The 12,017-nt window shown below is 71.9% G+C and carries 12 protein-coding genes; 10 read left to right on the forward strand and 2 right to left on the reverse strand.

The genetic code is table 11. The features are described from left to right. Positions 1-129 precede the first annotated feature (129 nt). Positions 130-516 (reverse strand): cupin domain-containing protein, encoded by a 387-nt coding sequence (locus tag F9B16_RS44170; protein WP_225992485.1) that lies wholly within the window; start codon positions 514-516, stop codon positions 130-132. Between the two features lie 288 nt (positions 517-804). Here F9B16_RS44170 and F9B16_RS44175 point away from each other — a divergent pair, with 288 nt between their 5' ends. Continuing rightward, entirely contained in the window at positions 805-2,343 is a 1,539-nt protein-coding gene (locus F9B16_RS44175; protein ID WP_151546246.1) for an alkaline phosphatase D family protein, read from the forward strand. A 207-nt stretch (positions 2,344-2,550) separates the two neighbouring features. Further along, positions 2,551-2,913 (forward strand): hypothetical protein, encoded by a 363-nt coding sequence (locus tag F9B16_RS44180; RefSeq protein ID WP_151546247.1) that lies wholly within the window; start codon positions 2,551-2,553, stop codon positions 2,911-2,913. 66 nt (positions 2,914-2,979) lie between these two features. On the opposite strand, the gene F9B16_RS44185 is transcribed toward F9B16_RS44180, so the two are convergent. Beyond that, entirely contained in the window at positions 2,980-3,705 is a 726-nt protein-coding gene (locus F9B16_RS44185) for a TetR/AcrR family transcriptional regulator C-terminal domain-containing protein (RefSeq protein ID WP_151546248.1), read from the reverse strand. Between the two features lie 113 nt (positions 3,706-3,818). Between F9B16_RS44185 and F9B16_RS44190 the strand changes: the two genes are divergently transcribed. The 8 genes from F9B16_RS44190 to F9B16_RS44220 all read left to right on the forward strand — a co-directional run bounded on the left by F9B16_RS44190 (position 3,819) and on the right by F9B16_RS44220 (position 11,984). Next, a complete protein-coding gene (locus F9B16_RS44190; RefSeq protein ID WP_151546249.1) occupies positions 3,819-5,324 on the forward strand; it encodes an MFS transporter in 1,506 nt (501 codons plus the stop codon). Between the two features lie 221 nt (positions 5,325-5,545). Continuing rightward, the gene (locus F9B16_RS44195) at positions 5,546-6,418 is read left to right on the forward strand and encodes an isocitrate lyase/PEP mutase family protein (protein WP_225992486.1); all 873 of its coding nucleotides are present in this window, start codon (positions 5,546-5,548) and stop codon (positions 6,416-6,418) included. 125 nt (positions 6,419-6,543) lie between these two features. Then, on the forward strand, positions 6,544-6,897 hold the full coding sequence (locus F9B16_RS44200) for a hypothetical protein (RefSeq protein ID WP_151546250.1): 354 nt from the start codon (positions 6,544-6,546) through the stop codon (positions 6,895-6,897). 235 nt (positions 6,898-7,132) lie between these two features. After that, on the forward strand, positions 7,133-7,258 hold the full coding sequence (locus F9B16_RS53770) for a hypothetical protein (protein WP_264159859.1): 126 nt from the start codon (positions 7,133-7,135) through the stop codon (positions 7,256-7,258). After that, positions 7,255-7,962 (forward strand): peptidoglycan-binding protein, encoded by a 708-nt coding sequence (locus F9B16_RS44205; RefSeq protein ID WP_151546251.1) that lies wholly within the window; start codon positions 7,255-7,257, stop codon positions 7,960-7,962. Before F9B16_RS53770 ends, F9B16_RS44205 begins: the two co-directional genes overlap by 4 nt. 259 nt (positions 7,963-8,221) lie before the next feature. Continuing rightward, positions 8,222-8,716, forward strand: a complete 495-nt coding sequence (locus F9B16_RS44210; protein WP_151546252.1) for a (2Fe-2S)-binding protein — start codon at positions 8,222-8,224, stop codon at positions 8,714-8,716. Continuing rightward, positions 8,713-11,130, forward strand: a complete 2,418-nt coding sequence (locus tag F9B16_RS44215; protein WP_151546253.1) for a xanthine dehydrogenase family protein molybdopterin-binding subunit — start codon at positions 8,713-8,715, stop codon at positions 11,128-11,130. Before F9B16_RS44210 ends, F9B16_RS44215 begins: the two co-directional genes overlap by 4 nt. Continuing rightward, a complete protein-coding gene (locus F9B16_RS44220; RefSeq protein WP_151546254.1) occupies positions 11,127-11,984 on the forward strand; it encodes an FAD binding domain-containing protein in 858 nt (285 codons plus the stop codon). The genes F9B16_RS44215 and F9B16_RS44220 overlap by 4 nt, the downstream gene beginning before the upstream one ends. The last annotated feature ends 33 nt before the right edge of the window (positions 11,985-12,017 follow it).

Raw genomic sequence — 12,017 nt, forward strand, 5'->3', positions numbered from 1 at the left:
GGGCATGGGCCGACGCGCCCGGGCATGGGGCGACGCGCGCGGGCATGGGGCGACGCGCGGGGGCATGGGGCGGCGCGCCCGAGCGCGAGGCGACGCACGCGCGGACGTGGGGCGAGGCGCGGTCGGGCGCTAGGCGGCGTGGAGGCTGACGGCGAACGCGGGGCCGGGGTTGGTGAGCGTCTGCGGGCCGCCGTGGACGCGGACCCGGTTGGCCCGCAGCGGCCGCTCCGTCACGCCGTCCGCCGCGATCGCCACCTCCGCCAGCTCGCCGGCGAGCAGCGTGCTGACCTGGCCGTGGACGGTGGCGCCGTGCCCGGGGGGCCAGGTGGTCAGCCACAACCGGACGCCGTCCGGTGCGTCCAGCGGGACGTGTACCGGGCCGGCGTCGTCGAAGACCACGCGGCGCCACCAGTCGGACGGGCGGGCCGCGAGGTCGCGGACGCGGGCGGCGAGCTGCCCGACGGTGGGCGGGCGGGCGGTGATGGTGCGGCCGTGCGGGTCGTCCTGGCCACGCATAGTGAGATCGGGAACCATGTCCTGGATGTCCTGGTCTGAGCCGGATCCGGGTGAGCGCCACCCGGGAGCAACGGGATGATCAGCGGCTACAGGCAGGACACAGCGCGCTCGCCACGCGGCGGAGGGCCACGGGGCTGTCGGCGGGAACGCGCGCTGGCATGGGAACAAGGAGACACTCCGTGACCAACGGTTGTCAAGCCGAACACCTCCGTTCACCCGCCGTGCACCCGTGATCCGTCCCGGTCCGTCAGCATCCGTCCGGTAACGGATCAAGGAACGGAGTCTGCGATGGACCGGCGAAGCGTGCTGCGCGGTGGTCTCGTGACGACCGCGGGAGCGGCCCTTGCCCTGCTGAACGACGGTCCGGCCCGCGCCGCCGGCCTGGTGCGGACCGGCCGCCCGCGGCTCACCCACGGCGTGCAGAGCGGCGACGTCACCGCGAACGAGGCCGTGATCTGGGCGCGCTCGGACCGGCCCGCGCGGATGCTCGTCGAGATCGGCGACCGGCCCGACTTCCGGAACGCGCGGACGCTCCGCGGTCCCGTCCTCACCCCGGACACCGACCTGACCGGAAAGGCGTTCCTGCGCGGCCTGCCACCGGGCCGCGAGCTGCACTACCGGGTCCGGCTGGACGACCTGGACCGGGGGCCGGCGTCCGAGCCGGTGACCGGGCGGCTGCGCACGGCGCCGCGCACCCGCCGCGACATCCGGTTCGTCTGGTCGGGCGATCTCGCCGGGCAGGGCTGGGGCATCAACCCCGACCTCGGCGGCTACCGCATCTTCAAGGCGATGGCCGCGGTCGACCCCGATTTCTTCCTCTGCAGCGGCGACCTTGTCTACTCGGACGGCCCGCTTTCCGAGACGGTGAAGCTGCCGGACGGTTCCACGTGGCGCAACCTCACCACGGCGGAGAAGTCCGCCGTCGCGCAGACCCTCGCCGAATACCGCGGCCAGTTCCGCTACAACCTTGAGGACGCCAATCTCCGCGCGTTCAACGCGCAGGTCCCGATGCTCTACCAGTGGGACGACCACGAGACGCTCAACAACTGGTACCCCGGCGAGATCCTGGACCTGCCGCAGTACACGGAGAAGCGGGTGGACGTGCTGTCGGCGCGGGCCCGCCGCGCCGCCTTCGAGTACACGCCGATCGCCATTCCGGCGGCGAAGGGCGGCCGCATCTACCGCAAGATCTCCTACGGTCCGCTGCTCGACGTGTTCATGCTGGACATGCGCACGTACAAGTCGCCGAACGACGCGGACGACTCCCCCACCCAGCGCGACGGTCTGCTCGGCGCCGAGCAGACCGCCTGGCTGAAGAGCGAGCTCCGCCGCTCCCGCGCCACCTGGAAGGTCATCGCGAACGACCTGCCCATCGGCCTCGTCGTCCCCGACGGCACCGCGCAGGAGGCGGCGGCGCAGGGCGACAACGGTGCCCCTCTCGGCCGCGAACGGGAGATCGCCGGGATCCTTTCCGACATCAAGAAGAACCGTGTCCGCAACACCGTCTGGCTGACGGCCGACGTCCATTACACGGCCGCGCACTACTACGACCCGTCCAAGGCGGCGTTCAAGGACTTCGACCCGTTCTGGGAATTCGTGTCCGGCCCCCTGAACGCGGGTGCCTTCGGCCCGAACTCCCTCGACGGCACGTTCGGGCCGGTCGCGAAATTCGTCCAGGCGCCGCCGCACGCCAACACCTCGCCGGCGGAGGGCTACCAGTTCTTCGGCGAGGTCGACATCGACGCGCACTCGGCGGCGCTCACCGTCCGCCTCCGCGACCTCGACGGAAAGGTGCTGCACACCGAGACGCTGAATCCCGCCCGCTGACGGCGGCGCGTGAGGTCGCGCCTTCCTGGAAAGGCGCGACCTCGCCCCGCCTCGCAGATGTCCGATGCCCCATCGGGCTTCTCAGCGGGTGATCAGGACGTACGCGATCACGGTGAGCACCGCGGTCACGATCAGATACTTGGCGAACACGTACCGCACATACCCCGCAGATCGGGACACAGTCCCCGACCTGGGATCATCGACCGTGTGAACCCCGTGCGCACCCTCGCCCCGCCCGCGGCGGCGCTCGTCCTGTGCCTCCTCCTCCCCGGCTGCTCCGGCGGCGGGGACCAGCGGAAGGCCGACTGCGCCAAGATCACCGCCGCCCTGCGCACCCCGTCGAGATCGGACGACGTCCAGGGGATCATCGACGCGCTGCGCCGCGTCCGCCCGAAGCTCAAGGACGACCACCTGGCCAAGGAGGTCGACGTCGTCCTGGACGTCGGCGCGAAGCTGAAGAAGAACGGCGGCGACGAGACCGGCCGGAACCTGCTGTCCGACTCCGAGGCGATCCGCTTCAGCAAGGCGACCGACGACATCACCGAGACCTGCGGCACCCCGTCCCCCTGACCCCCCGGCCACCCCCGTCCCGGATCGGCGGTGGCGGCCGCGGCGACGGCGGGTGGCGGTGAGCGGTCAGGACCTGCGGTCGAGCCAGGCATGGAGGCCGTCGAGGATGCGTTCGAGGCCGAACTCGAAGCCGGCGTCCGGGTCGAGATGGAGCGGCATGTTCCGCCGCCAGTACTCGGCGTAGGCGGGGTAGTCGCCGGCCACGCGCTCCACGAAGGGGCGGAGCTGCTCGACCAGCTCGTCCGGCGACTTCCCGGCGTCGCGGGTCGCGCGGTTCAGCGCGGCGTCGGAGGTGGCGTAGCCGATGGCGTGCGACACCAGCAGGGAGCTGGCCCAGCCGATCTCCGCACCGGACAGGCCGGCCGCGGCCAGCAGCGCGATGGTGCGGTCGCTGATGCGCATCCCGTTCGGGCCGAGCGCGGGGTGGGTGCCGAACAGCTGGACCACCCACGGGTGGCGCAGCAGCACCGTCCGGAAGCCGCGGGCGAGCCCGGCCGCGGCCTCCCGCCAGCCGGCCTCCGCGGCGTCCGGGACCTCGACCTCGCCGAGGACCTCGTCGACGACGAGTTCGAGCAGCTCGTCCTTGTTCGCGACGTAGAAGTACATCGAGGTCGCGCCCGCGCTGATGCTCGCCCCCAGGCGGCGCATGCTGAACCCGTCGAGGCCCTCGGCGTCCAGCAGCGCGACGGCGGCGCCGACGATCTCCTCGCGGCTGAGCTGCGGGCGCCCGCGCCGCGGGCGGCCCGGGCGCAGCCAGACCGAATCGGTGAAGGGATCGTTCTCACGGGCCATGCGGCGTCCTTGTGACCTGGGCTGCTCCGGCGCCCCAGATTATCGGTTGACGAACGGTGTACCAAAGTTAGTACAGTGTGCGAAAATTCGATCGCCGTACGAACGGGGATGCCATGTCCGCCCGCAACCCGCGCCGCTGGGTGATCCTCGGCGTGCTCTGCCTCAGCCTGCTCGTGGTGGTCATCGACAACACGGTGCTCAACGTCGCGATCCCGTCGCTGGTCGAGGACCTGCACGCGAGCAACTCCGACATCCAGTGGATCCTGGACGCCTACATGCTGGTGTTCGCCGGGCTCCTGCTCACCGCGGGCGCCCTGTCGGACCGGTTCGGCCGCCGCCGCGGCCTCGTCACCGGCCTGATCCTGTTCGGCGGCGCGTCCGGGCTCGCCGCGCTGGCCGACTCGTCCGGCGAGCTCATCGCCGCGCGGGCGCTGATGGGCGTCGGCGGCGCGTTCCTGATGCCCGGTACCCTGTCGATCCTCACCACCGTCTTCGACGACGAGGAGCGCAAGAAGGCCCTCGCCATCTGGAGCTCGGTGCTGATGGTCGGCGCCGTCGCGGGCCCGCTCGTCGGCGGCCTGCTGCTGCGCGACTTCTGGTGGGGGTCGGTGTTCCTGCTGAACATCCCGATCGCCGTCCTCGGCGTCGTCGCCGCGCTGCTGATCATCCCCGAGTCGCGCGGCCCCGCCGTCCGCCCGGACGTGGTCGGCGCCGTGCTGTCCACCGCCGGGATGACCGCGCTCGTGTGGGGCGTGATCGAGACGGCGCGGGACGGCTGGTCGTCCGGCCGCACCATCGGCGGGTTCGCCGTCGCGGTCGTGATGATCACCGCGTTCGGGCTGTGGGAGCGGCGCTGCGCGGAGCCGATGCTGCCGATGGGCCTGTTCCGGGACCGCAACTTCAGCGGCGCCAGCCTCTCGGTGGTGCTGATGTCGTTCTCGGCGGGCGGGCTGCTGCTCGCCCTCACCCAGTACCTGCAGTTCGTGCTGGAGTACAGCCCGCTGAAGGCGGGCGCCGCGTTCATCCCGCTGATGGTGGCCGCGATGGCGTTCAACGGGGTCGGCGTGGTGGTCGACAAGAAGCTCGGCGCCCGCGTCGCGGTGGCCGCCGGCCTGCTGCTGCTCGCGGCCGGCTTCGGCGTGCTGGCCACGCTGTCGCCCGGCGACGGCTACCCGAAGCTCGTCATCGCCCTGGTCGTCATGGGGATGGGCAGCGGGACGATGGGCCCCGCGGCGTACGGGACGCTGCTCGGCGCCCTCCCGCCCGAGCGCGCGGGCGTCGGCTCGGCGGTCAACGACACCGTCCAGCAGGTCGGGCAGGCGCTCAGCGTCGCGGTCCTCGGCAGCGTCCTGTCGGCGGCGTTCTCCAGCCACATGCCGGACGGGGTGACCGGCCCGGCGCGCGAGTCCATCGGCGACGCGCTGGCGGTCGCGGCGGCCAAGGGCGACGCCGGCCTCGCGGCGGCGGCGCGCGACGCGTTCACCGACTCGATGGCCACGATCGCGATCGTCGGCGTGGTCGCCGGGATCGCCGCGGCGGCGCTGGCGTTCCTCGTGCTGCGCCGGACGCCGTCGGCGCCGCAGGACGCACCGGCGGCCCCCGTCGACGTCGCCCCCTAGCCGCCATTTACAAATCACCATAAGGCAGTTCATTACCGGCGAAGCATTTCCGGGTTTTAGTGGACCGCTACATTCACTTTACCCCTCCTATACGTTCTGGATGAGTAACTATTCGCAACGCGGAATAGCGACACATCCGCGTTGTTCGAGGCGTGACAGTCCCCCGGCCCGGTGCCCGCGCGGCACCGGGCCTGCCACACCCCAGAACAGAGGAGTGATACGTGAATTACGGAGACGAGCTACGACGAGAGATCATGTCGGAGGGGGTCACCCCCCTCATCGGAGTGTTCGACATGTTCTCCGCCTCCGTCGCCGCGAAGCACTACGACGGCCTCTTCGTGTCCGGATTCGGGTTCGCCGCGTCGCACTACGGGCTGCCCGACATCGGCTTCATCGCCTGGCCGGACATCGTCGCGTTCGTGCAGCGGCTGCGCCTCGCCTTCCCCGGCCGGCACCTCCTGGTCGACATCGACGACGGGTACGTCGACGCGGAGGTCGCCTGCCACGTCGTCGAGCAGCTGGAGATGATCGGCGCGTCCGGCGTCATCCTCGAGGACCAGCAGCGGCCGCGCCGCTGCGGGCACGTCGACGGCAAGCGGATCCTGCCGCTGCCGGAGTACCTCGAGAAGCTCGACATGGTGCTGCGCACCCGCCGCGACCTCGTGGTGGTCGCCCGCACCGACGCCACCGACGAGGACGAGATCCTCGTCCGCGCGCAGGCCCTCGCCGAGACCGACGCCGACGTCGTCCTCGTCGACGGCGTCCGCAGCGTCGACTGGATCCACCGGGTCCGGTCGGTGATCGGCGGCAAGCCGCTGCTGTTCAACCAGATCGCCGGCGGCAAGTCGCCGCGCATCTCGCTGCCCGAGCTGACCGAGCTCGGCGTGGACGTGGCGATCTACAGCACGCCGTGCCTGTTCGCCGCGCAGAGCGCGATGGACGCGGCGCTGCTCGAACTGAAGGGCGCCGACGGCCGGCTGCCCGAGATGACGCCGGGCACCGTCGGCGTCAAGGAGTCCATCGAGCTGCTCGAACGCAACATCAGCCGGCACCACCGGCCGAACGGCCGGGAGATGGCGCCCGCTCCCGCCTGATCCACCCGAACACCGAGATCCTCCCGAACACCGAGCACCTTCCGAACACCGATATCCGCCCATCGCGGTGATTCCCCACCGGGGAGTCGCCGCGATGTTTCGTCCGTACCGAAAAAGGGGTCACCATGCGCATGCTCGCCCGGCTTCTCGTCCTGTCCGCCCTCACCTGCGGCGCCGCCGTGGCGACGTCCGGCATCACCTGGGCGTCCACGTCCCCGTCCCCGTCCCCCGCGACGGCTCCGGCCGGGCACGGGGACAGCGTCGTCAGCGCGTTCAACAACACCGGCGACGACGCGGGCAACGACAGCTGGCTGGAGATCGACCGGTCGCTCAACCTCGCCAAGGGCGACGGCAGCCCGGGCAGCGACATCATCAACGAGGTCAGCGGCGCGTCCAGCGGGATGTCGCCCGGCTCGTCGAACGGGTCGCTGTCCGGCACGTCGACGACCACGTCACCACCGCAGTCGGACGACGAGTGACGCCCCGGACGGCGCCCGCGCACCCCGCGGGCGCCGTCCGCTTACCCGGGGGCGACGATCGGGCGGCCCTTGGGCCAGGTCAGGCGGGGTCCATGTGAATAGGGCGAAAATCCGGAAAAGTAAGGGGCATCCGATTACGGTCGGTCGGTGATCGCCCACGGAACGGGGCGGTCGCGACCGGCGAGGAGTGACAGTGACCCCCGAAGCACGAACGGACGCCACCGAGGCGTCGCATATGGACAGGGTCGACGTGAACCCCGGCGTCGACCGCGCGACGGAGCCCGACGAGGAGCGGGTCCTCCGCGACCTGTACGGAGAGCCGGACGGCGACGGGATCTTCCGCGGGGAGGGTTCCGGATGACCGCGGCGAGCATGCTGGCGGAGGCCCGCAAGTCCCTCGGGATGTCGGGCCGCCCGAACACCATCACCAAGGAGTACGCCGCCAGGCACGGGGACGAGTTCCTCAACGCGTCCTGGTGCGACATGGCCGTCACCTACTGGGCGCGGCACAGCGGCAACGCGAGCGCCGTCCTGCCCGGCGGCGACCGCGCGTACACCGTCTGGCACGCGCAGGACTTCCAGAAGGCCGGGCGCTGGCACGCCGGCACGACCGCGCAGGTCGACGCCGCGAAGCCGGGCGACATCGTCTTCTTCGACTGGGGCGCGTCCAACACCGTCTCCGCGATCGACCACGTCGGCGTCGTGGAGAAGGCGCTCGGCGGCGGGCGCGTCCAGACGATCGAGGGCAACACCTCCGACGCCTGCAAGCGCAAGGTGCGCGGCGCGGACGTGATCGCGGGCTACGGGCGGCCCGACTACAGCGGCGACGACTGGACGGAGGCCATCGTGAACAAGCTGCCGCAGGTGAGCAAGGGCGACACGGGCGAGCACGTGGAGAGCGTGCAGGGGCTGCTGCTGGCGCGCAGCCACCCCGAGGTGGCCGTCAACGGCGAGTTCGACGCCACCACGGAGGCGGCGGTGAAGGCCGTCCAGAAGTGGGGCGGCGTCACCGCGGACGGGATCGTCGGGCCGGACACCTGGCCGGTCCTGCTGCGGGTGCACTAGCCGGCCGCGTCCCGCCCAGGCCCCGCCCGGGCACCGCCCGCGCCGCCCGCTCCACCGCCGACAAAAAGGCCACGTCAGGGTCTAGTACGCGATTCAACCGCGGCATACCTTCGTAAGGTCGCATGTCGCGGAGCGTTCCGGCGGTTGCGCCGCGGAGTGCTCCAGAGAGGCGGGGCCCCGATGACGTGGCCAGATCAGCGTGCTCCGCCCGGGGGCGTCTCCTCTCCGGTCCACCCCGAGACGTCCCTGGGAGAAACGCATGCCACGTATCCGTGTCGAGGTCGATGGTGCGACGTACGAGGACGACGTCGAACCGCGGCTTCTTCTCGTCCACTATCTGCGCGACCGGCTGGGCAAGGTCGGCACCCCGGTCGGGTGCGACACCAGCAACTGCGGAGCCTGCACCGTCCTGATGGACGGGTTGAGCGTGAAGAGCTGCTCCGTGCTCGCCGTCCAGGCCGACGGCCGTGACGTCACGACCGTCGAGGGGCTCGGGGCCGGCGGCGCGGAGCATCCGATGCAGCGCGCCTTCCACGAGGAGCACGCGCTGCAGTGCGGCTACTGCACCCCCGGCATGATCATGGCGTCGATCGATCTGCTGCGGGAGAACGCCGACCCGTCCGAGGACGAGATCCGCGACGGGCTCGAGGGCAACCTGTGCCGGTGCACCGGCTACCAGAACATCGTGAAGGCCGTCCGGCGCGCCGCGGCGGAGATGCGGACGCCCGCGCAGGAGAGCGAGGTGACGCCATGACCGCGACGGCCGAGGGCCCCGCGCAGGAGATGGGCTCGCCCAGGAAACGGTCGGAGGACGCCCGGCTGATCACCGGGCGGACGAGGTGGACCGACAACATGGCCCCGGCGGGGACGCTGTACGTGGCGTTCCTGCGCAGCCCGCACGCGCACGCGCGCATCGCGGGGGTGGACGTCGAGGCGGCGAGGAGCCGTCCCGGGGTGGTGGCGGTGTTCAGCGGCGCCGACTTCGCGGACGAGCAGGGCGCGCTGCCGTGCGCGTGGGTGGTCACCGAGGACATGAAGCATCCGGACCATCCGCCGATGGCGGTGGACGAGGTCCGGTACGTGGGCGAGCCGGTGGCGTGCGTGGTGGCGCGGGACCGGTACGCGGCGTTCGACGCGCTGGAGGAGATCGACGTCGACTACGAGCCGCTGCCCGCCGTGGTGGACATGGAGGCGGCGGTCGCGGACGGCGCCGACCTGGTCCACGAGGGGCTCGGCACGAACACGTCGTACACGTGGGTGTTCGAGAACGGGGACCTGGACGCGGCGATGCGGGACGCGCCGGTGGTGCTGGAGCGCCGGTACGTGCAGCAGCGGCTGATCCCGACGGCGATGGAGCCGCGGTCGGTGCTGTGCGTCCCGGAGGGCGACGAGTTCACGCTGTACTCGGCGACGCAGATCCCGCACATCCTGCGGCTGATGCTGGCGACGGTCACCGGGATCCCGGAGCACCGGATCCGGGTCGTCGCGCCGGACGTGGGCGGCGGGTTCGGGTCGAAGCTGCAGGTGTACGGCGAGGAGGTCATCGCGCTGCTGCTGGCGCGGCGGCTTGGCCGTCCGGTGAAGTGGACGGAGTCGCGCAGCGAGGGGAACATGACCGTCCACCACGGCCGCGACCAGATCCAGCGGCTGACGCTCGCGGCGGAGCAGGACGGGCGGATCCGCGGCCTGAAGGTGGAACTGCTCGCCGACATGGGCGCCTACCTGATGCTGGTGACGCCGGGCATCCCGCTGCTGGGCGCGTTCATGTTCAACGGCATCTACAAGATGGACGCCTACTCCTTCACGTGCTCGGGCGTGTTCACGACGAAGACGCCCACGGACGCGTACCGGGGCGCTGGACGTCCGGAAGCGACGTTCGCCATCGAGCGGCTGATGGACGAGCTGGCCGCGGAGCTGGGCATCGACCCGATCGAGGTGCGGCGCCGCAACTGGATCGCGCACGAGGAGTTCCCGTACGACACGATCGCGGGCCTCACCTACGACAGCGGGAACTACGAGGCGGCGACGGACAAGGCCCTGGAGCTGTTCGAGTACGACAAGCTGCGCGCCGAGCAGGCGGACCGGCGCGAGCGCCGCGACCCGGTGCAGCTCGGCATCGGCGTGTCGACGTTCACGGAGATGTGCGGGCTGGCGCCGTCGCGGGTGCTCGGGTCGCTGTCGTACGGCGCCGGCGGCTGGGAGCACGCGTCGGTGCGGGTGCTGCCGTCCGGGAAGGTCGAGGTCGTCACGGGCTCGTCCGCGCACGGGCAGGGCCACGAGACGGCGTGGGCGCAGATCACCGCGGACCGGCTGGGCGTCCCGTTCGAGGACGTGAAGGTGCTGCACGGCGACACGGCCGTGTCCCACAAGGGCATGGACACCTACGGGTCGCGGTCGCTGGCGGTCGGCGGGATGGCGCTGTACTCGGCGTGCGACAAGGTCGTCAACAAGGCGCGGAAGGTCGCGGCGCACCTGCTGGAGGCGTCCGAGGAGGACCTGGAGTTCGCGGGCGGGCGGTTCAGCGTCCGCGGCGTCCAGCAGGAGGGCCGGACGCTGCAGGAGGTCGCGCTGGCCGCCTTCGCGGCGCACGACCTGCCGGACGGGATCGAGCCGTCGCTGGACTCGGACGCGACGTTCGACCCGGACAACTTCTCCTTCCCGCACGGCACGCACCTGTGCGCGACCGAGGTCGACACCGAGACCGGGATGGTGAAGATCCGCAAGTACGTCGCGGTCGACGACGTCGGCAAGGTCGTGAACCCGCTGATCGTCGAGGGGCAGGTACACGGCGGGCTCGCGCAGGGCATCGCGCAGGCGCTGTACGAGGAGGCCGTGTACGACGCGGACGGCAACCTCACGACGACGACGATGGCCGACTACTTGATCCCGTCCGCGGCGGACCTGCCGTCGTTCACGACCGACCGCACGGAGACGCCCGCCACGTCCAACCCCATGGGCGTGAAGGGCGTCGGCGAGGCCGGCACGATCGCCTCGACCCCGGCGGTCGTGAACGCGATCGTCGACGCGCTGCGCCCGTACGGCGTGGACGACGTCCCGATGCCGTGCACGCCGGAGCGCGTCTGGCGCGCGCTCCGCTCGGAGTCCCAGCCCGACACGGCCGAACCCGGAGCGGGCGGCGGTCTCGGATCGGCCGGAGGTGCCCAGTGATCCCCGCGACGTTCGACTACGTGCGGCCCGCGTCGGTGGACGACGCCGCGCGCGCGCTCGCCGACGCCGGCGAGGACGCGAAGGTCCTCGCCGGCGGGCAGAGCCTGATGCCGCTGCTGCGGATGCGGCTCGCCTACCCCGACGCGCTCATCGACCTCGACCGGCTCGACGGGCTGCGGGAGATCCGCGACGACGGCGACGCCGTGGTGATCGGCGCGATGGCGACGCACCACCAGGTGATCGGCGACCCGCTGGTGCGCGAGCACCTGCCGCTGATCGCGCGGGCGACGGAGACGGTCGCGGACCCGGCGGTCCGGCACCGCGGCACGTTCTGCGGGTCCCTCGCCCACGCGGACCCGGCGGGCGACCTGCCGGCGGTCGCGCTGGCGCTGGACGCGGTGCTGCTGGCCCGGTCGGTGCGGGGCGAGCGCGAGATCCCGGCGGCGGAGTTCTTCGTCGACTGGATGACCTCGGCGCTGGAGCCGGACGAGCTGCTCGTCGGGGTCCGGGTGCCGAAGCCCGGCGCGGGCTGGGGCGTGCACTACGAGAAGTTCCACCGGACGGCGCAGGCGTGGGCGATCGTCGGGGTCGCGTGCGCGGTGCGCCGGTCGGGCGACACGGTGGAGGAGGCCCGGGTCGCGCTCACCAACATGGGGCCGACGCCGGTCCGGGCGAGCGGGGTCGAGGACGCCGTCCGAGGGCGGGCCGCGTCGCGGGAGGCGTTCCAGGCCGCCGCCGGGCACGCCGCCGAAGGCACCGAACCGCCCACGGACCTGCATGGATCCGCGGAATACCGGGCACACCTGGCGTCCGTGCTGACCGCACGGGCGCTGAGCACGGCGGCGAACATCTGAGTCGTGGCCGCGGGGGCCGGGCCCCCCCCCCCC

It is taken from the genome of Actinomadura montaniterrae, from assembly GCF_008923365.1.
Lineage (GTDB): Bacteria > Actinomycetota > Actinomycetes > Streptosporangiales > Streptosporangiaceae > Spirillospora > Spirillospora montaniterrae.